Origin of the sequence: Dysgonomonas sp. 521, from assembly GCF_010501055.1 — a bacterium.
Classification (GTDB): domain Bacteria; phylum Bacteroidota; class Bacteroidia; order Bacteroidales; family Dysgonomonadaceae; genus Dysgonomonas.
Genome location: NZ_QVMO01000008.1, coordinates 60350 through 79988 on the forward strand (window position 1 = coordinate 60350; position 19639 = coordinate 79988).

General features: G+C 40.8%; 17 protein-coding genes and 2 tRNA genes. 9 read left to right on the forward strand and 10 right to left on the reverse strand.

Annotation, left to right across the window (positions count from 1 at the left end):
* Positions 1–67: 67 nt before the first annotated feature.
* Together D0T84_RS04260 and D0T84_RS04265 are read left to right on the forward strand one after the other, a co-directional pair.
* Positions 68–1117: a hypothetical protein gene (locus D0T84_RS04260; RefSeq protein ID WP_163306364.1), complete on the forward strand. Its 1050-nt coding sequence runs from the start codon at positions 68–70 to the stop codon at positions 1115–1117.
* Position 1118: 1 nt separating this feature from the next.
* Positions 1119–1967: a metal ABC transporter permease gene (locus D0T84_RS04265; protein WP_163306366.1), complete on the forward strand. Its 849-nt coding sequence runs from the start codon at positions 1119–1121 to the stop codon at positions 1965–1967.
* Positions 1968–2070: 103 nt separating this feature from the next.
* Here the strand turns inward: D0T84_RS04265 and D0T84_RS04270 are convergent, their stop codons facing one another.
* The 7 genes from D0T84_RS04270 to D0T84_RS04300 form a co-directional block, all read right to left on the reverse strand.
* Positions 2071–2580 (reverse strand): threonine/serine exporter family protein, encoded by a 510-nt coding sequence (locus D0T84_RS04270; RefSeq protein WP_163306368.1) that lies wholly within the window; start codon positions 2578–2580, stop codon positions 2071–2073.
* Positions 2581–2592: 12 nt separating this feature from the next.
* Entirely contained in the window at positions 2593–3393 is an 801-nt protein-coding gene (locus D0T84_RS04275) for a threonine/serine exporter ThrE family protein (protein WP_163306370.1), read from the reverse strand.
* 416 nt (positions 3394–3809) lie between these two features.
* The gene (locus D0T84_RS04280) at positions 3810–4130 is read right to left on the reverse strand and encodes an RNA-binding protein (RefSeq protein ID WP_163306371.1); all 321 of its coding nucleotides are present in this window, start codon (positions 4128–4130) and stop codon (positions 3810–3812) included.
* A gap of 257 nt (positions 4131–4387) precedes the next feature.
* Complete coding sequence (ribF, locus tag D0T84_RS04285) at positions 4388–5329, reverse strand: riboflavin biosynthesis protein RibF (RefSeq protein WP_163306373.1); 942 nt, start codon at positions 5327–5329, stop codon at positions 4388–4390.
* Positions 5330–5424: 95 nt separating this feature from the next.
* Entirely contained in the window at positions 5425–6057 is a 633-nt protein-coding gene (locus tag D0T84_RS04290; RefSeq protein WP_163306375.1) for an HAD family phosphatase, read from the reverse strand.
* 139 nt (positions 6058–6196) lie between these two features.
* Positions 6197–6270, reverse strand: a tRNA-Asn gene (locus D0T84_RS04295).
* Between the two features lie 33 nt (positions 6271–6303).
* Positions 6304–6377 (reverse strand) — tRNA-Asn (locus D0T84_RS04300).
* A gap of 83 nt (positions 6378–6460) precedes the next feature.
* Here D0T84_RS04300 and D0T84_RS04305 point away from each other — a divergent pair.
* On the forward strand, positions 6461–7444 hold the full coding sequence (locus tag D0T84_RS04305) for an adenosine kinase (protein ID WP_163306377.1): 984 nt from the start codon (positions 6461–6463) through the stop codon (positions 7442–7444).
* 90 nt (positions 7445–7534) lie between these two features.
* Here D0T84_RS04305 and D0T84_RS04310 read toward each other — a convergent pair whose 3' ends face one another.
* From D0T84_RS04310 to D0T84_RS04320, 3 genes are all read right to left on the reverse strand, one after another.
* On the reverse strand, positions 7535–8731 hold the full coding sequence (locus D0T84_RS04310; protein WP_163306379.1) for a DUF4272 domain-containing protein: 1197 nt from the start codon (positions 8729–8731) through the stop codon (positions 7535–7537).
* Positions 8732–8859: 128 nt separating this feature from the next.
* A complete protein-coding gene (locus tag D0T84_RS04315; RefSeq protein ID WP_163306381.1) occupies positions 8860–9969 on the reverse strand; it encodes a thioredoxin-like domain-containing protein in 1110 nt (369 codons plus the stop codon).
* A gap of 110 nt (positions 9970–10079) precedes the next feature.
* A complete protein-coding gene (locus D0T84_RS04320; protein WP_163306383.1) occupies positions 10080–11165 on the reverse strand; it encodes a TlpA disulfide reductase family protein in 1086 nt (361 codons plus the stop codon).
* Between the two features lie 406 nt (positions 11166–11571).
* Here D0T84_RS04320 and tig point away from each other — a divergent pair, with 406 nt between their 5' ends.
* The 6 genes from tig to D0T84_RS04350 all read left to right on the forward strand — a co-directional run bounded on the left by tig (position 11572) and on the right by D0T84_RS04350 (position 19606).
* The gene (gene tig, locus D0T84_RS04325) at positions 11572–12960 is read left to right on the forward strand and encodes a trigger factor (protein WP_163306385.1); all 1389 of its coding nucleotides are present in this window, start codon (positions 11572–11574) and stop codon (positions 12958–12960) included.
* A 216-nt stretch (positions 12961–13176) separates the two neighbouring features.
* The gene (gene clpP, locus D0T84_RS04330; protein ID WP_163306387.1) at positions 13177–13845 is read left to right on the forward strand and encodes an ATP-dependent Clp endopeptidase proteolytic subunit ClpP; all 669 of its coding nucleotides are present in this window, start codon (positions 13177–13179) and stop codon (positions 13843–13845) included.
* A gap of 97 nt (positions 13846–13942) precedes the next feature.
* On the forward strand, positions 13943–15181 hold the full coding sequence (clpX, locus tag D0T84_RS04335) for an ATP-dependent Clp protease ATP-binding subunit ClpX (RefSeq protein ID WP_163306389.1): 1239 nt from the start codon (positions 13943–13945) through the stop codon (positions 15179–15181).
* 91 nt (positions 15182–15272) lie between these two features.
* Positions 15273–17468, forward strand: a complete 2196-nt coding sequence (recQ, locus tag D0T84_RS04340; RefSeq protein WP_163306391.1) for a DNA helicase RecQ — start codon at positions 15273–15275, stop codon at positions 17466–17468.
* Positions 17469–17471: 3 nt separating this feature from the next.
* The gene (coaD, locus tag D0T84_RS04345) at positions 17472–17933 is read left to right on the forward strand and encodes a pantetheine-phosphate adenylyltransferase (RefSeq protein ID WP_163306393.1); all 462 of its coding nucleotides are present in this window, start codon (positions 17472–17474) and stop codon (positions 17931–17933) included.
* Positions 17934–18010: 77 nt separating this feature from the next.
* The gene (locus tag D0T84_RS04350; RefSeq protein WP_163306395.1) at positions 18011–19606 is read left to right on the forward strand and encodes a S41 family peptidase; all 1596 of its coding nucleotides are present in this window, start codon (positions 18011–18013) and stop codon (positions 19604–19606) included.
* The last annotated feature ends 33 nt before the right edge of the window (positions 19607–19639 follow it).

Genomic DNA, 19639 nt, shown 5'->3' on the forward strand with positions numbered 1-19639 from the left:
AGATTAGGATAAATTAAAAATAGCTGATCGTTGTCACTTTTGTCACTTTTTAGTTAAAATTATTTTTATGAAGGATATTCAGGTTTCTCCGTACAAAACAGTAAAGTTGTCGCACCGTATATACTTTTTCAGGTCAAGGGGCGATTTATATGCCAGTTGTTCCAGAAATGGTATTGTAACATTAATGGACGCCGACTTTAATATAAAGAACGTAATCGACTGCTCGGAAGTCTTGAAGAAGAAGGAAGACAGCATAGAAGTCTTTACTCTCCACGGATTTGAGGACGTCTTTTGTATAGGTGGGGAATATGAGTTCAGGGTATACGATTTTTCAGGTAAAATCGTCTGTTCTATCAGCGAGAAGGTTGAAGCGGCTTATGCCTCAGAGAGCAATAATGTAGCATGGACGGCTAAATATGTGGATAATGAACATAAAAAGATATGCCTTGTTGTGGATAATATAGAAACGGACAGTATTATTCTGGAAGATGAATTATTCAAGAGCGCTGTTGAGTTTTCCGCTTTGCCCCAACCAGATATGGTGTGTATGATGTTTCTCGCCGGACAGGATGGTATGATGACATACTTCTTAACTAATAATGATGGTAAAATAATATGTAGGCGAAAGGAAGATTTGGAAGATATCGCAGGGATGGGTTTCTCTGATGATAATTCTAAGTTTCTCTCTGTGTCTGCTTATAATTTAGACCGTATTAGTTGTTACTCTTATCCGTCTTTGGAGCTGCTGAGGGAATATGAATTGGATGAGGAACAGATAGAAGATGAAGAGTGCCAGCTAGGTTATGGCAGTTTCTTTATCGATAATAGATATGCTGTTGCAGAAATAGGCGAAAACCTTTACTATATACTCGATACGGATAAAATGGAGGTGGAAGCGAGCCTTATTGTAGAAGGGCATGAACCGAAACCGGTTCCTTATTATTGGCCTACTCTGAAAAATGATGAGGGGGAGACCACCAATTTATCTTATTTCCATAAGACAAAGGATTATCTGATATCGCCATTTAAAGCCGTTCCTACCGATGTGGATGATAACTCGTTAATGGTATTGAGAATAAGTGATATAAATGAACAGATAAAGAAGATATTATTATAATATGGAGTTTTTTGATCTTTTATCCTATACTTTCTTTCAGAATGCACTGCTGGGTAGCTTATTTGCGAGCATCGCTTGTGGGATAATAGGCTCATACGTGGTCATCCGCCGGTTAGTATTTATCAGCGGGGGAATTACGCATGCCTCGTTAGGAGGGATAGGAATGGGTTTTTATTTTGGCTGGAATCCTATTTTTGCCGCTATGGTCTTTTCTATCCTTTCGGCTTTTGGTATCGAGTGGCTTTCGTCACGACAAGGGGTAAGGGAAGACTCCGCTATCGGTTCATTCTGGTCGCTGGGTATGGCTGTAGGCATTATCTTTATTTATCTGAAGCCCGGTTTTGCCCCAAATCTGTCCGATTATCTCTTTGGTAATATACTGACTATCACTAGACCCGACATAACCTATCTGGCTGTCTTATCATTAGTCCTTATCGTGGTTTTCCTGCTTTTTGGGCGTCAGATACTTTTTGCAGCTTTCGATCCCGATTTTGCGAAGACACGCAATCTTCCTGTCAATCTGATTAAGTATGCTATGATGATGGGGATAGCCATTACTATCGTATTATCTATCCGTTTAGTAGGTATTGTCTTATTGATGTCGATACTTACCGTTCCTCAAATGACCGCTAATCTGTTTACATCTAACTTTACCAAGATGGTGTTGCTTTCTATCCTTATCGGATTTTTAGGATGTGTGGTAGGATTGTTCCTGTCTGCAGTATTGGATGTGCCTTCCGGGGTATTTATCATCTTTACGCAGATAGTCGTATTCCTTATTGCGAGGTGGATAGTAAAGATGAGGCAGAAGAGGAAAATGAGTTATAACACCCCTCCCGACCACCCCTAAAGGGAGGAGTGGGCAAAGCCCAGGAAAAGTACATTTTAGTTACGGGTTATAAGTTGTTGATTATTAATCGCTAACTGTTAACTATTAACTGCTAACTGATTTATCAGCCTTTTCCTATTATATCTTTGAACGATATGTTCTTTACACTGGATTTACGGAAAAGCAGGGCGCTTATACAAATACCTATGGCTAAGGTAAATAATAAAGACATTGTCAGCATCAGGTTGTGTGACATTTCGATTAGTATATGCGGATTCTGTTCTACCGTAGGAAGGTCGGTCACTTTGATTCCGGCAAGCATCGTTTTATAGGCAAACATACCCGGTATCATCGTTATACATGCAGGCATGGTAAATACTACAGGCGGACTGTCTACCTTATGAGCCGCGAAGATACCAACCAGCCCTATCAATACCGATCCGGCTAATGTGGCTGTTATCAGACCGGAATCGAGCTGTACTAAGATGAAGCGGATACAATGCCCCATTCCTCCAAGTAGTCCGGCAACCCATAACAGGCGTTTAGGCGAACCGAATAATATCGCCCAGCAAAACCCGACTATAAAGGCAATGCCAAAATCGCGAAGTATATTTAGTAGAGTCAATTCTTCCATTCTCGTTACTCTTTAAAAGTTACTGATGCCCATTAACGTGATGCATAAAGTCATTCCGGCGGCTATACATAATAAGATGAAGCCTCCGAATAATGCCCTGTTGATAGCTGATGACAGGTAGCCTTCGATAAGGTCTATCACGCAATTTATAAGAGGTACTCCCGGTATGAGATATAATACGCCCGTAGCCATCGCGGCTTCGGGGTGTGAGCCGATTCCGTACAGTCTGCCAAAGCCTGTAATAAGGGTTGTAATAAAAGCAGCTATGGAAATACATATCATCGGGTTGAAATTCTTCCTGGCAAGGCCTACACGTACCATGTAGCCGATAAATGCGGCGAAGAATGCGACAACAGCATTCATCGTATCGCCAAAAGAGAAGAGGCATAATCCGGCACATGAGAATCCGACCGCGATTGCAACATATATATCTTTATAATTTGGCTTTGACTTTATGATATTGAATTCCTTTTCAACCTCGGTAATAGATAGCTTTTCTTCCTGTACCTTCCACGAGAGGTGAGATACTTCTGTCAATACAGCCAGATGAACGTTATGCGCAGGCGAATTCTTGAAGCGTGTCACAGAATTGGTAGGGTCGTTGAGATCCTTTACCGTAACCAGTAATCCTTTGAATGTAGGGCTCATGTTTATATCGAACTCCCATGTTGACGCCAGCCGCCCCAGATTACTGTTCAGCCGCCCGCAATGTGCTCCGGATGCAAGCAGATATGTTCCTATATCTAAAATCAGGTCAGCGAAGCGCAGGGCCGGTATTTTTGCATTTTCTGTTGTTTCTTTATACTCTAGCATCTCTATTTAAATTCTGTTGCAAAGATATTAAAAGAATATCCAATGTAATAAAGTTCAGGGTTATGATTGTGGATGCCTTACTGATAAATAATATTTATGCTAATCAAGGGTTAAATGTGCCGTTAGGCACATCATATTGGTAGAAACATGAATGAAATTCGTTTTTTTGTGCCGTCAGGTACAAAATGTGAATTGTTCTGTAGATATTGCGTACCTGACGGCACGCAATTAACCGGTTAAAGCTTCTTTCTACCAACATTCAGTCCCTAAAGGGACAAAAAATAGCACATTTAACCCTTGATTCGCACTATTTATTGTTTTATATAGATGTATCGTATGCAGATACTTAAAGCAATGGGGGAAATAAAAAGGGTTACCAATCTGGCAACCCTTTTTATTATTTATCTAAAAAACGATTAATATTCGCGTCTTCTGAAACCACCGTTTCCACCTCTGTTGTTGTCGAAGTTTCTACGTGGACGGTCTCCACCTTCTGTACGAGGACGAGCTTCTGATACGGAGATAGTTCTTCCGTCATATTCAGCTCCATTTAGTTCTTCAATAGCTTTTTGTCCGGCTGCATTGTCTTCAAGTTCAACAAAACCATAACCTTTTGAACGGCCAGTAGCTCTGTCCATAATAACTTTTGCTGAGGAAATTTCACCATATTCGCTGAATAAGTCCTTCAAATCATTGTCGTTGATGCTGTAGCTCAACCCTGCAATAAAAATGTTCATTGTAAAAAAATAAAAATTTAATAATTAAATACTTTGCAGAAGAAGTAAATAATAAAGAAAGCTAAAAGAAACTAAACAAGAAAGGTTACCAAGAAGGGAAAATGACTTGAGAAGAAAAATTTAAACTATACTGTTAAGAACTCTAATGCTCAGCAAATGTAAAAATAAAAATCAGTTATTTAGTATTTTAACTGGTTATTTTTTTGTTACATACCATATTTTAAGCTTTTATGGCTAAAAGCCAATGAAAATAAGCATTATGGATTCAGCTTTTTATAATTGCTGATTACTTTCATCACTGTTTCCTTATCGCTTCCGATTTGCCGCTTTAACGTATCGATATCCGAAAACTTCTCATCAGGCCGTACAAAGTCGAGAAATTCGGTAGTCAGGCTTTTATTATACAAGTCCCCGTCAAAGTTGAAGAGGTTTACTTCCACACTTATATTATCTCCATTATGGAGAGTGGGGCGTTTTCCTATATACAGCATACCTTCATACTTTTTATCATCCACATGTACATATACAGCATATACGCCAAACGCGGGAATAACCTTGTATGTCTCCCATACCTGTATGTTTGCCGTAGGGAAACCTATAGTTCTTCCTACCTTGAATCCTTCGACAATCTTTCCCGATATGGTATAGTTATATGACAACAGTTTGGCGGCTTTGCGGACATAGCCTTCGCCCAACAGCCTGCGTATGCGGGACGAGCTCACATGGTCGAAACCGGGATAAACCTTAGCTTCGATCACGTCCATGCCTATCTCTTTACCATATCTGTGGTAGTCGCTAAAACCGTCTTCACGGTTATGTCCGAAACGGTGGTCGTATCCGATAACCAATGTGTTAACCGAAAACTTGTCTTTTAATATATCCTGCATAAACCTGCGTGCGGACAGTTCGGATATTTCCACCGTGAAATCGAGGCTTACACAATAATCTACTCCGGTAGAGGCCAGCCGTTCTATCTTTTCATCATAGCCACATAGCAATGCCGGCTGATAGTCTTTCTGTAAAACCTTTCTGGGGTGCACAGGGAATGTAATGACAGCAGATGGTAATCCCCGTTTTGCCGCTTCTTCCTTTACCTGGTCTATCAGGTAACGATGCCCGATGTGGACACCATCGAAAAAACCGATAGTAGCTACTAAGGGCAGATGTTCTAACTTATGTTCCCTGTCAATTAATTGCATAATATTGTAATTTCAAGATTTTATGTTTCAAGATTGAAACTCTTTACTTAAAACTTTTATCGTTTTACGCCGTTGGCCATTAGCTAATTTGCATATTACAAAAGCCCTCTGTCAGTAAACACTTTTCTCAGGTCTTCTGTTTGATCGACCAGATAAGATTCAAAGCCAAATTCGTTCGCTATATCTATATTAGCCTTTCCATCGTCAAGGAAAAGTGTCTGGGAAGGAACCATGCCCGAATCGGCTATGATAAAGTCGAATATTTCTTTGTCGGGTTTGGCGTATCCGATTTCGAACGACAGGTAGCATTTGTCGAAAAAGGCCTGTATGGGTAATCCTTCGGGAGAAAAATCACTACTTGACGCCCATTTAAATACGGATGGGTTTGTATTGCTTATCAGGTATACATTATATTTTTTGCGGAGTTCTTTCAGCAATTCCAATTTGTATGGAGGTATATCGGCGAGAAAACCAAGCCAGCCATTGTCTATGGCTTCGGCAGGGATATTTTCATCGCCCGAGAGCCTGCGGAATTCTTTATAGAAATTTTCGGGGCTGATCTTACCTTCTTCATATTCAAGGAAAATGCCTTTCTGACGGAATTCACCGAGATAATCCTCTATATTGGGGAATCCGATTGCCGTGAAGCGGTCCAAAGCTTCTTGTTTGTTGAGGGTGATAATAACTCCCCCCATGTCGAAAAGAATGTTTTTTATTTTTTGAGACATAACACTTTTATTATATCTGCGAAGTTACTCAATTATTTTTATATGGCTAAGGTATGTTTTAAAAATCCGCTGAGCCGGAATCCGTGCGCACCAAAAAGAAACAGGCACCTACAATTATTTGTAAGTGCCTGATATTTTGCTCTTCCTCTTGGACTTGAACCAAGGACCCTCTGATTAACAGTCAGATGCTCTAACCGACTGAGCTAAGGAAGAATGTACTTTCGAGTGAAATTGGAACTTAATCTGCTCTTCCTCTTGGACTTGAACCAAGGACCCTCTGATTAACAGTCAGATGCTCTAACCGACTGAGCTAAGGAAGAGTATTATTTCTCTCAAAAGTGACGCAAAAATAGGCCTTATTTCTGAATTATGCAATATCTTTGTAAAAAAAATAAATTAAAGAATGGGAAAAGTATTGGGAATGGGTAACGCCCTTGTGGATGTTTTAGCTATAATCGAAGATGATAAGATGCTCGAACTGCTTGAACTTCCGAAAGGTAGCATGCAATTGATAGATGAGGATAAATTTAAAACCTTGTCGAAAGAATTTGAGAAATTAAATAAAAGCATTGTATCGGGCGGCTCAGCTTCGAATACTATTATAGGTTTAACGCGTCTGGGCATCGATGCCGGGTTTATCGGGCGTATTGGAAAAGACTCCTTCGGTGAATATTTCAAAAACGACCTGAAAAAATATAATGTAAGATCGCACCTCACGGAAGTAAATGAGGTATCCGGCGTTGCATCAGCCTTTATCTCCAAAGACGGGGAACGTACTTTTGGTACATTCCTGGGAGCGGCGGCATTGCTGAAAGCAGAAGAACTACTAAAGGAGGATTTCAGGGGTTATAAGTACTTCTATATTGAAGGCTACCTGGTACAGAGCCATGCATTGATACGCAAGGCTATCGAGTTGGCTAAAGAAGCGGGAGCAAAGGTTATGCTCGACCTTGCCAGCTACAATGTAGTGGAAGAAAACCGTGAATTCCTACTCGAAATAATCCCTCAGTATGCAAGTATTGTTTTTGCCAACGAAGAAGAAGCGAAGGCTTTGTTGGATTTAGATGCGGAAGAAGCCGTATCGGTATTGGCTAAGCAAGTAGAGATAGCTATAGTGAAGGTAGGCGAAAAAGGCTCGTGGATACAACAAGGGGATGAAAAGATATTTGTGCCGGCTTATAAGGTACAATGTGTTGACACTACAGGAGCAGGCGACTTGTATGCTGCAGGATTTATCTATGGGTTGATACACAACTGTTCGTTGTCTGTCAGCGGGCAGATAGGTACTTTGCTCGCAGCCCATGTCATACAGCGGCTAGGGGCTAAAGTAGACGACAGTAAGTGGGATGAGATTGAGGCCGAAATAAAGGATATAAAGCGGAAGTAACAGTTTCGCCGACAATATAAAGGGCTGTATAAAAGTAATAGCACCACGGATAGTGGATGTTACTTTTATACAGCCTCTTTTTTTATAAATTTATGTATTAGTCTGTATGTAATCCCAATCCGGATTACCGTTTGCCCCAGCCAGCCAGTTAAAAGCGTAATGCCGTTCCATAACAATGCCCGAATCCAGTCCGCCCGGCATTTCCTGCTGTTTTACACGGGCATCTACACACGCCCAGTCGTAGCGCAGGATAAGGTCTGCCTGATCCAATATATCTTTGTCAGCACGGGGGGAAGCCTGCTGCATAAGGTCGTCAGCCGAGATGCCTTTCCAGAATATGGAGGCTATGGCAGGAACATCACATATCTGCGAAGGGTACGATAGCTCCTCTATTAACCCTAACGACCATAACAGAGGAACCAAGGCTTCGTAACGCCATACAAACTGCACACATTGATGTTCCGTTACGTTTTCATCGGCGAGATAAGCTTGTTCGTCAGGAGAAAAGAATTGCTTCACCCCATATAGTTCATCCACCTTGTCTACATAGAATAGAGCCTTTTCGCGGTCTCTGTTTTCGGACAACATCACTTCCGAATATACCGCTAATGCGAATAATGCGATCGCCCTTTCCAGTATTTCTGCGGGCTTTTTTATTTTTGCCTCACTTTCGGTTACGGCCACCATCAAATGTTCGATATAGGGTATATCCTGTTCTTTGAGCGTGTTTATGCTTCTTTGCTTACGTTCTGTATCAGCCTCCGTGTCTTTCGGCCTGTCAGCATCGAGAAGGTCTGAATTTGCTATCGGAATAAAAGAATCTAGTTGCGATTCGCCCTTGATGGAAAATACCAGTTCTCCTTTACCATTATATATATGCATATTCGGATAAAGCAGGAATCCGTTCAGTTTCGCGGCCAGATCGTAGAAGCATCCAAGTATAAAGTTTGTCCTCTCGTTGTTATCATCCACTTCGAGAATAATACCCATTACGCAGTTAAATACCTGTATCTGCCTTACTACATTCTTTTTTAATTCGCCATTGGCAGTTTCTACTTGCGAGAAGTAGTTGGCCATCCCCTGAATATGACTTTCTATAAAGCCGGGGTTACCTTTCGTGTCCGAGAGATTGAGTTCTATTTTGCTATCGTCTTGTAGTATCAGGGTCGTCTTGTACCCATCTGCAATGATGTTGTTGGTTACATTGCTGAAACTATCTTTCAGCATTTCTGTAATGCGGGAAGAATCTCCGATTACGGTGTAGAATGTTAAGTTTACTTTTTCCATATTTATGTTTCTATCTATAGATTCAGGCAGGCTAAGTTAAGTATAATTCCGGCTGGATAAAATACAAATAAACAAAAATAGCCTGATTTGTTAAAAATCAGGCTATCCATTATAGAGGGATATATCCGTTATTTCAATAGTTCTGCTATTTTGGCTTTAGCTTCGTCAGCGTCAATACCTCTAGCCAGAATCTTACCATCTTTGTCTAACAACATCAGATGAGGAATGGAAGAAATGCCGTAGATGGCAGCGCCTTCGCTATCCCAGAATTTAAGGTCTGATATTTGCGGCCATGTGATGTTCAGTATTTTGATACCGTTTACCCAGTCTGCATTTGTTTTATCAAGGGAGATACCTACAATTTCCAGCCCTTTGTCCTTATATTCTTTATATAGTTCTACTAGTTTTGGCATTTCCTCGCGGCATGGAGGGCACCACGAAGCCCAGAAGTCAACCAATACATACTTGTCTTTTCCTGCATAATCAGCCAGGGCTGCGTCTTTGTCTTCAGGTGTTTTACCTTTTATGTCGATAAATACTTTGCCTGTCGATGTAGCGTTAAGAGCCTGTGCCACAGCTTCTATCTTCTGTATCCTGGCTATTGATTTGTACTCCGGTTTGATAGACGGAACCAGTTCTTTAAGTTGTTCTGCCGAGAAACGATAGTAATTCTTTGTCAGGAAGTACGTACCCATCTGGCTTTGTATGTTTCCTTTGATAAAGTCAAAAGTTTCTTTAGTCAGCTGGTTGTTCTTATTCTTATATTGTTTTTTCAGGTCTGCCTGCAATGCTACATTCGCTGTATCTTGTTTCGATTTCTGCGCTATGGCTTTTATTTCAGCGTTTATTACATTTGTCTTGCCGGCAAAAGCCTGGTAAGCATTGTTAGAAGGGGTACCTTTTACTGTAGAAATACTGTCAAGGCTTACTTCGATATGTCCCGGCTCTACCACTACTGGTATAGGTTTGCTCATATAGTCAGGGGCATCGTCTAACGAAATAAAGTGCAGGATAGCACCTTCTTTAGACAAACCTTTGAATACAAATTCGCCGTCTACCACATTTACGGTGTCGATGGCAACTAAGTCTTTCCAGTTTTCATCTAATGTTTTCAGATATACCTGTTGTCCGTTGTATGTGCCATCAGGTAATTTACCATTGATAGTAAAAGCGTCTTTTTCTCCGCAGGAAGTAGCAAGTACCGCTACTGCCATTAGGAATAAAATAATTTTCTTCATTTTCGGTAAAAATATAGTAGTTAATATATTAAATTATAAATTGCATTTAAAGTAAAGTACACTTTAAAAGTTAAAACAAATATGAACCCCTATTGTTTATCGTGAGAAAATTATTTCAAGATTTCGGCTATTTTATCATCCAACTCTTTTCCTCTGAGGTTTTTGGCTATTACCGTACCATTTGCGTCAACCAGCACAGTATGAGGAATAGACTGTACCCCATACAACTGGGATGCCATAGTGGTTACATCAGCCAACTGTACCCAACTCATCTTATAAGTTTGTACTGCGCCAAGCCACTTGTTTTTATCATCATCAACTGATACACCGATGATTTCCAGTCCTTTTGGCTTATACTGGGCATAAGTCTTTGTCAGGTTTGGCATCTCGGCTATACACGGTTGGCACCATGATGCCCAGAAGTCGATCAATACAAGTTTGTTTTTGCCTACATATTCCGATAAAGAAACAGGAGCGCCTTCCTTATTCATTAACTGAGCGTCGCTATATGGGTTTCCTATTTCAGGCTTTACCCTGTCCAGTTCTTTAAGTAACGCCTGTATTTCGTTTCTGTTGCGGAAAGTACTGTCGCTTGAGTTAATCAGCTCTTTTAGCTGATCTTTGGTGAACGATTTAGCTGAAGAATAGAATAGGAACTCTCCGGCTTTATTTGTAATATTTTCCTTCGAAAAGTTGAAGGTCGCTGTCTGCAACTGGTTTTGCAGGCTGTCTACCTGCACTCTCAGGGCCGGATTGTTAGCGTCTTGCGGAGTAATGCCGGAGATTAAGCTTGTGAGTTTGTTCATCACGGCGTGTATATTGTTGAATTCATCATTTTTGGCAGTTCCACCAAGAGTGATGTTCGTTTTGTCGAAAGTTATATTTATATTTCCCGGTTCCAGTATCAGTGTACCCACAGGTGTCCCCTGTTCGGCATCTTCCAGCTTACCTACCGATATGAATCCCATGATAGGCTCATCAGTAGTACCTTTCAGCATGAATTTACCATCTTTTACGGCAACGGAGTCTATGACGGTCATTGTTTCAGAATCCAGACTATCTATTTTTTGAAGAAATACTGTTTTGCCATCGAATGAGTTATCCGAGAATTTCCCATCTATCGTATAGGAATTACCATTGCAGGATGCTAGTAAAATAGCAAGAGCAAATAAAACTAATAATGTGATTTTTTTCATTAAAAAAGAGTATTAAATAAATATCATGCAAAGATAAATAAATAGTTCATACCCTGCTGAATTATCGAAAGTATCTTAGAGTCTGTTTAAATTTTATTCGTTCAAATTTTTAGCTTGTTTCCGGCTAATTTTTTATTTCACTCAGCTCAGGTAGCCCGCTAAAGCAATAGAAAAAGATGCTTGAAAGAGCCAAACAGAGGCTGGCAAAGAAATACAAATAACTCATTTAGCCTTTTTTCGATATAATCCAAACAGTTTCTAATAAATTAAACAGATAATCTTTTTTATTTCGCTTTGAATATTACAATAATAAGACTATTTTTGCACCACTAAAAAAGTGGAGCTAGTGATTAGCTTTTCGCATTTCGATTGAAATTTGTAACAATAACTAAATAAACTCGTTAAGATGAACGTATCTCTGACAAATGTAGATAGCGTTAATGCAATTCTGCAAATTACTGTAGCTAAAGCAGACTATCAGGAAAAGCTTGATAACGCGCTGAAAACATTCCGTAAGAAAGCAAATATCCCCGGATTCCGTCCCGGAACTGTACCTATGGGTATGGTGAAGAAAATGTATGGTAAATCTGTATTGGCAGAAGAAATAAACAAAATAGTAGGAGAAAATCTATATAACTATATTCAGGAAAATAATTTAAACGTATTGGGCGAGCCGCTTCCTAACCAAGAAAAGCAACAGCCAATCGATTTTTCTGTTGAGGGAGATTATGATTTCTTTTTCGATCTGGCACTAGCCCCGGAAATTAAATTGTCATTGACCAAAAAAGATAAAGTGCCGTATTACGCTATCGCCGTAGATGAAGAAATGGTGGATAAGCAAATAGCTTCTTACACAGCCAACTATGGCAAATATGAGAAGGTAGAAGAAGACGCTAAAGAAACAGACCTTATCAGGGGTACAATCTCAGAACTTGAAGATGGTAAAGTAAAAGAGGGAGGAATCTTTGTCGAAGCCGGTATTCTAATGCCATCGTATATGAAAGATGAGGCAGAGCAGGCTAAATTTGTAGGCTCTAAGGCTGGCGATGTAATCGTATTCAATCCGGGTAAAGCCTATGACGGTAACGAGACAGAAATAGCGTCTATGCTCCATATCGATAAAAACGCAGTTGAAGCCATTGCTCCTGAGTTTCAGTTTGCGATAACAGAAGTTACACGCTATCAGGAAGCCGCGTTAGATCAGGAATTATTCGATAAAATATTTGGCGCGGGTACAGTAACCACAGAAGCAGACTTCAAAGCAAAAGTAAAAGAAACTATTGCCGACCAGTTTGCACCGGATAGCGATTATAAATTCCTGCTTGATGCAAAAGAATTACTGGAAAAGAAAACCGGAGACTTGCAGTTTCCCGACGCTTTCCTTAAAAGATGGCTGGTAGCTTCGGGTGAAGAACGCACAGCAGAATCGGTAGAAGAGGATTATCCGAAAATTCTGGCTGACCTGAAATTCCATTTGATAAAAGAACAACTGGCAAAAGACTACGAGATCAAGATAGATAACGATGATATGAAAACCATTGCCATGCAGGCGGCAAGAGCACAGTTTGCACAATATGGCATGATGAACCTCCCTGACGAGATGGTTGAAAACTACGCAAATGACATGTTGAAGAACAAGGACAATGCGCGTAACCTGTTCGACCGTGCGATGGAAAACAAAATCATCGACACTCTGAAAACAAAACTGGGAGTGGAAGAAAAAACTATATCTTTGGATGAATTCCGTAAATTCTTCGAAAAAGAAGAAGGCGCGGATGCAGAAAAAGAAGCGTAAATAAAAATATATCAAATGAATACGGGTAGAAAAAATAAAAATCTTTCTACCCGTTTCTTTTATATAAATATTATTTCGCCTATTCAGTTTTTTATTTATAACTTTGTTTGGCAAAAGAGGCTTATTCATTAGCCTCTTTTTTATGCCTGTACAAGTGGCATGATAATTGCTTTTATGATAATGGAAACATTATTGAATTAAAAAAAAAGGAATGTTATGAACAACGAATTTAAAAAATATGCAACTAAGCATCTAGGCTTAAACGGATTGGCGCTGGATAAATATGTAGATATAACCAGCAGCTATATATCCCCTACCATTATCGAAGAGCGCCAGTTGAACGTGGCTCAAATGGATGTTTTCTCCCGTCTTATGATGGACAGGATTATCTTCTTGGGAACCCAGATTGACGATTATACAGCCAATGTAATTCAGGCGCAATTGCTGTATCTCGATTCTGCCGATTCGGGAAAAGATATATCCATATATATAAACTCTCCCGGCGGGTCGGTATATGCCGGTTATGGTATTTACGATACCATGCAGTTTATAAACAGTAATGTATCTACCATCTGTACAGGTATAGCGGCGTCTATGGCAGCCGTATTGCTTGTGGCAGGAGAGAAAGGAAAACGCTTTGCCCTTAAACACTCGCGCGTGATGATTCATCAGCCGCTGGGAGGAGCTCAGGGACAAGCATCCGATATAGAAATCACAGCCCGTGAAATCGGAAAAGTAAAAAAAGAACTTTACACGATTATATCCGACCATTCGGGGCAGCCTTTTGACAAAGTGGCACAAGACTCAGACCGTGATTACTGGATGACTTCCGCCGAAGCAAAAGAATATGGTATGGTGGATGATGTATTGATGAAGAATAAATAAATGAGGTTTTAAGATTTCAGGTTTCAAAATCTCAAGATTGCTTTGTTTTAATCTTGAAACATGAAACCTGGGATATTGAAATTCCGAAATAATATATATGGCGAAAAAAGATACCAACAGCTATTGCAGTTTTTGCGGACGGAGTGATAAGGAAGTAAATATGCTTATCTCCGGTATGTCGGCTGATATTTGCGATAGTTGTGCCGAACAGGCATATCAGATAGTAAAAGAAAGTCTCGAAGCGAAGAGCAAATCTTCGCTCGGGATTGATAAAACACAGTTACCCGATCCTAAGACAATAAAAGAATACCTTGACGGATATATTATAGGTCAGGATAACGCAAAACGTTATCTGGCTGTGGCCGTATATAACCATTACAAACGCATACTGCAAGGCAAGGATGATGATATAGAGATAGAAAAATCAAACATCATTCTGGTAGGGCCTACCGGTACAGGCAAAACGCTGTTAGCCCGTACGATAGCCAAGCTGCTGCATGTGCCTTTCGCCATTGTTGATGCAACCGTATTGACAGAAGCCGGCTATGTGGGAGAGGATATAGAAAGCATATTGACCCGCCTGTTGCAGGCTTCGGATTATGACGTGGCAGCAGCAGAGAGAGGTATTGTATTTATAGATGAAATAGATAAGATTGCCCGCAAGAGCGATAATCCTTCTATAACCCGCGACGTAAGCGGAGAAGGGGTACAGCAGGGCTTGCTGAAACTGCTCGAAGGCTCCATTGTCAATGTGCCGCCTCAGGGAGGGCGTAAGCACCCCGACCAGAAAATGATAGCCGTGGATACGAAAAACATCCTGTTTGTATGCGGTGGCGCGTTTGATGGCATCGAACGTAAGATAGCCCAACGGCTGAACACGATGGTCGTAGGTTATGCCTCTTCTAAAAGTAATGCCAGGGTAGACAGGGAAAACCTCTTACAATATGTAGCCCCTCAGGATTTGAAGTCTTATGGATTGATACCTGAGATAATAGGCCGCCTGCCGATACTGACCTATCTGGATGCTCTGGACAGAAGTGCTTTGCGCAGGATCCTGGCCGAACCGAAAAACTCGATAATCAAACAATATGTCAAACTGTTCAAAATGGATGGGGTAACCCTTACCTTTGACGAGGATGTATATGAATATATAGTAGATAAAGCAATAGAATATAAGCTGGGAGCAAGAGGATTAAGATCCATCGTAGAAACTATAATGATGGATGCCATGTTCAATATTCCTTCAACCAAACAAGCCGAACTCCACATCACCAAAGAGTATGCCGTAGAGCAACTGGAGAGTTCGCAAATGATAAAACTAAAAAATTCACAATAAAGTTTGTTTTTTTGACAAAAAATAGCCTATTTTATATTGGAGAATTAAACTAGGGGATTTATCTTCGTAATAATTAATAGCCTATTTTTATATGCCAAAGAAAGAAGATATACTGACGAGTGCTTTGAAGAAGCATTTTGGCTTTGACAACTTCAAGGGTAACCAGAAAGCGATTATACAAAACCTGCTGGATGGGAGAGACTCATTTGTGTTGATGCCGACAGGTGGAGGAAAGTCACTTTGCTATCAGCTTCCGGCACTGTTGATGGAAGGGACGGCTGTTATTATTTCACCGCTCATTGCCCTGATGAAAAATCAGGTGGATGCCATGCGTAATTTTAGCGAAGATGACGGTGTGGCACATTTCATAAATTCGTCGCTAAACAAAGCCGCGATAGAACAGGTAAAGAGTGATATACTGTCGGGCAAGACAAAATTGCTGTATGTCGCTCCCGAATCCCTGACAAAAGAGGAAAATATTGAATTCCTGCGCCAGATAAAGATTTCGTTTTATGCAATAGACGAAGCACACTGTATCTCGGAATGGGGGCACGACTTCCGCCCTGAATACAGGCGTATACGCCCTATTGTAGGCGAAATAGGTAAACATCCTATCATCGCCCTTACGGCAACCGCAACGCCCAAAGTGCAGATGGATATACAGAAAAACCTGGGAATGGTAGAAGCCGATGTCTTCAAGGCGTCATTCAACCGCGAGAACCTGTATTATGAAGTTCGAGCAAAGACGAATAACGTAGACAGGGATATTATAAAATACATCAAATCTCAGGGAACAAAATCCGGTATTATATATTGTCTGAGCCGGAAAAAAGTAGAAGAGTTTGCCGAAATATTGCAGACTAACAATATAAATGCGTTGCCATACCATGCCGGGCTGGATGCCGGTACACGCTCCACGAATCAGGACGCCTTCCTGATGGAGCAGGTAAATGTAATAGTGGCAACTATTGCATTTGGTATGGGGATAGACAAGCCTGACGTACGATATGTGATTCACTACGATATGCCAAAAAGTCTCGAAGGATATTATCAGGAGACAGGGCGTGCCGGCCGCGATGGCGGAGAAGGGAAATGCATCGCGTTTTACTCCTTCAAGGACTTACAGAAACTGGAAAAATTTATGCAGGGTAAACCTGTAGCCGAACAAGAGATAGGTAAGCAGCTCCTTTTGGAGACAGCAGCATACGCCGAGACTGCATTGTGCAGGAAAAAGGTGCTACTCCATTATTTTGGAGAAGAATATAAAAATAGAAATTGTGGGAATTGTGACAATTGTGTAAATCCTAAAAAACAAGTGGAAGCTAAAGATTTATTATTGACGGCTATAGAAGCTGTAATTGCATTAAAAGAAAAATTTAAAACAGATTATGTTATCAATATTCTGAGAGGTAAAGAGACTTCCGAAATTGAAACATACGGGCATCAGGATCTGGATGTATTCGGTTCTGGCGACGATTCCGATGAGGAAACTTGGAATGCTGTTATCCGGCAGGCTTTAATTGCCGGCTATTTTGATAAAGATATTGAGAATTACGGCTTACTGAAAGTTACCAAAAAAGGAAAAGACTTCCTGAAGAAGCCGTCATCATTTAAAATCACGACAGCAGATGAAGAAGATCTGGACGATGATGATAATATAGATGATGTAGTAGTAAAAGGTGGCGGTGGCGGTTCGGCTGTCGATCCTGTCCTGTTCTCTATCATGAAGGATCTACGTAAGAAGATGGCTAAGAATAATAATGTTCCGCCTTATGTAATTTTCCAGGACCCGTCGTTAGAAGCTATGGCTACCATTTATCCCATCACAATGGAGGAATTGCAAAATATTCCGGGTGTAGGAGCTGGTAAAGCTAAGCGGTATGGTACCGAATTCCTTGAAATAATAAAGAAACACGTTGAAGAAAACGAAATAGAAAGACCTGAAGATTTACGGGTAAGGACTGTAGCCAACAAGTCTAAACTGAAAGTAGCCATCGTACAGGCCATCGACCGTAAAGTAGCGTTGGACGACCTGGCAGAATCGAAAGGCATTGATTTTACCGAATTGCTGAACGAAGTAGAAGCAATTGTGTATTCAGGTACGAAGATCAATATAGACTATTTCCTTCGCGAAGTAATTGACGAAGACCATTTGGATGATATTTTCCAATATTTTCAGGAAGCTGAATCGGATGACCTCGAAGAAGCCATTAAAGAACTTGGAGAATATTCAGAGGACGAAATTCGTTTGGTGCGGATCAAGTTCATCTCCGATATGGCAAACTAGAGAATGAAGAAAAAAGCTATATTTCCGGGGACATTCGATCCCTTTACCATAGGACATTATTCATTAGTAAAACGATCTCTCGAATTAGTGGATGAGATCGTTATTGCTATTGGGATAAATGATGCCAAGAAGAGTTATTTCCCCCTCGAGAAACGGATTGAGATGATAGAGTCTTTATACAGGGACGATAACCGTGTTTCTGTAAAGGCCTACGACAAACTTACGGTAGACTACGCCAAAGAAGTGGATGCTGCTTTCATTGTCAGGGGGATACGTTCGGTCAACGACTTTGAATATGAAAAGACAATAGCCGATATGAACCGGAATATAGCGGGTATAGAAACTTTTATATTATTCACAGAACCGGAACTTACACATATCAGTTCTACCATCGTCCGTGAATTATTACGTTTCGGACACGATGTCAGCCAGTTTATACCCAAAGGCATGAGCCTCGATCTTTAATGAGTAAGGATGATTTTAAGGTTTCGAATATTCTGAATCTTGAAATCATGGAATTTTGAAATCTTGAAATATAAATTATGAAAAGAGTTATTATATCAACTCTGTGTTTTTTTATGCTTGCCGCTACCGCCTCCGCCCAATTTAAGATGAGTGAGGGTTCGAAGAAGGTTGCGACAGCTATCGCTATCATAGAAAACATGTATGTGGATAATGTGGACGATGCCAAATTGGCAGAAGATGCCGTAAAATCCCTTTTGGAAAAACTCGACCCCCATTCTACATATATCAGTGCCGATGAAGTAAGAGATATGAATGAACCCTTGGAGGGTAACTTTGACGGTATAGGTATATCCTTCAATCTGTTGACAGATACATTGTATGTCATTGAGGCGTTACCCGGAGGCCCTTCCGAAAAAGTAGGGCTTAGAGCCGGAGATAAGATCCTGTATGTGAATGATACGCTCATTGCCGGAGTAAAGAAATCGACAAGAGATATTACATCTCGTCTTAAAGGCCCTAAGGGAACCGCGGTAAATATAAAGGTGCAGCGTCGAGGAATACCTGATTTGCTGAACTTTAAGATCGTCCGCGATAAAATTCCTATTTATAGTATCGATGCCAGTTATATGGTGGATAAGAGTACCGGATATATCCGTATCATACGCTTTGGAGCGACAACGACCGATGAGTTTAGGAAAGCGTTGCATAAACTGAAAACGCAGGGGATGGCTAACCTGATACTCGACCTGGAATATAACGGAGGAGGATATATGACTCCCGCTATTGATATTTCGGACGACTTCCTCGACAGCGGGAAGCTCATTGTATATACCGAAGGGCTCCGTCAGCCGAGGAGGGATGAAGTCTCCACATCGAAAGGTTCATTTGAGAAAGGCCGCCTCGTAATCCTTATAAACGAAGGTTCGGCTTCGGCCAGTGAAATACTTTCGGGCGCCGTACAGGACTGGGACAGAGGGGTTATTGTCGGACGCCGTAGCTTTGGTAAAGGGCTTGTTCAACGGCAGATACCCTTGTCGGACGAGTCGATGATGAGGCTTACCGTAGCGCGTTATTATACGCCGACCGGACGTTCTATACAAAAGCCATATACAAAAGGGGATTTGACTTCCTACAATCTGGATGTAATAGAACGGTATAATAAGGGCGAGATGATGCATGCCGATAGCATTCACTTCCCTGACTCATTGAAATATACGACATTGCTCAATCATCGTACCGTATATGGTGGCGGCGGCATCATGCCGGACTATTTTGTTCCTGCCGATACGACCTTTGCCTCGGAGTATTACAAGAAAGTATGGAATAAGGATGTAACCTTGCGTATAGCTTATAATGAGGTTGACAACCATCGGGAAGATATCCTGAAAGAATACCCTACATCGGATGATTTCTACAAGAAATTTGCTGTTTCGGACCAGATAATGGATAAGCTGATAGCGGCAGCTAAAGATGAGAAAATCGAATTTGACGAAAAAGGCTATGAAAAGTCGAAAGAAACCCTCAAGCGCCAGATAAAAGCGTACATCGGACGTGATGTCTATGATACCGAAGCGATGGTAAAGGTGTTTAACGAAGACAGTGAGATCTTTAAAAAAGCGTATGAGATAATCAAGGACGAAAAGTTGTACAATGGCCTGCTGAAAAACAAGTAGCTTTTGGTACAAAAAATATAGAAAGAACTGCAT

Excerpts from the sequence above, each read along its gene's own strand:
- D0T84_RS04260 (WP_163306364.1), top strand. The coding sequence starts at position 68 with ATGAAGGATATTCAGGTTTCTCCGTACAAAACAGTAAAGTTGTCGCAC.
- D0T84_RS04265 (WP_163306366.1), top strand. The coding sequence starts at position 1,119 with ATGGAGTTTTTTGATCTTTTATCCTATACTTTCTTTCAGAATGCACTG.
- D0T84_RS04270 (WP_163306368.1), bottom strand. The coding sequence starts at position 2,580 with ATGGAAGAATTGACTCTACTAAATATACTTCGCGATTTTGGCATTGCC.
- D0T84_RS04275 (WP_163306370.1), bottom strand. The coding sequence starts at position 3,393 with ATGCTAGAGTATAAAGAAACAACAGAAAATGCAAAAATACCGGCCCTG.
- D0T84_RS04280 (WP_163306371.1), bottom strand. The coding sequence starts at position 4,130 with ATGAACATTTTTATTGCAGGGTTGAGCTACAGCATCAACGACAATGAT.
- ribF (WP_163306373.1), bottom strand. The coding sequence starts at position 5,329 with ATGCAATTAATTGACAGGGAACATAAGTTAGAACATCTGCCCTTAGTA.
- D0T84_RS04290 (WP_163306375.1), bottom strand. The coding sequence starts at position 6,057 with ATGTCTCAAAAAATAAAAAACATTCTTTTCGACATGGGGGGAGTTATT.
- D0T84_RS04305 (WP_163306377.1), top strand. The coding sequence starts at position 6,461 with ATGGGAAAAGTATTGGGAATGGGTAACGCCCTTGTGGATGTTTTAGCT.
- D0T84_RS04310 (WP_163306379.1), bottom strand. The coding sequence starts at position 8,731 with ATGGAAAAAGTAAACTTAACATTCTACACCGTAATCGGAGATTCTTCC.
- D0T84_RS04315 (WP_163306381.1), bottom strand. The coding sequence starts at position 9,969 with ATGAAGAAAATTATTTTATTCCTAATGGCAGTAGCGGTACTTGCTACT.
- D0T84_RS04320 (WP_163306383.1), bottom strand. The coding sequence starts at position 11,165 with ATGAAAAAAATCACATTATTAGTTTTATTTGCTCTTGCTATTTTACTA.
- tig (WP_163306385.1), top strand. The coding sequence starts at position 11,572 with ATGAACGTATCTCTGACAAATGTAGATAGCGTTAATGCAATTCTGCAA.
- clpP (WP_163306387.1), top strand. The coding sequence starts at position 13,177 with ATGAACAACGAATTTAAAAAATATGCAACTAAGCATCTAGGCTTAAAC.
- clpX (WP_163306389.1), top strand. The coding sequence starts at position 13,943 with ATGGCGAAAAAAGATACCAACAGCTATTGCAGTTTTTGCGGACGGAGT.
- recQ (WP_163306391.1), top strand. The coding sequence starts at position 15,273 with ATGCCAAAGAAAGAAGATATACTGACGAGTGCTTTGAAGAAGCATTTT.
- coaD (WP_163306393.1), top strand. The coding sequence starts at position 17,472 with ATGAAGAAAAAAGCTATATTTCCGGGGACATTCGATCCCTTTACCATA.
- D0T84_RS04350 (WP_163306395.1), top strand. The coding sequence starts at position 18,011 with ATGAAAAGAGTTATTATATCAACTCTGTGTTTTTTTATGCTTGCCGCT.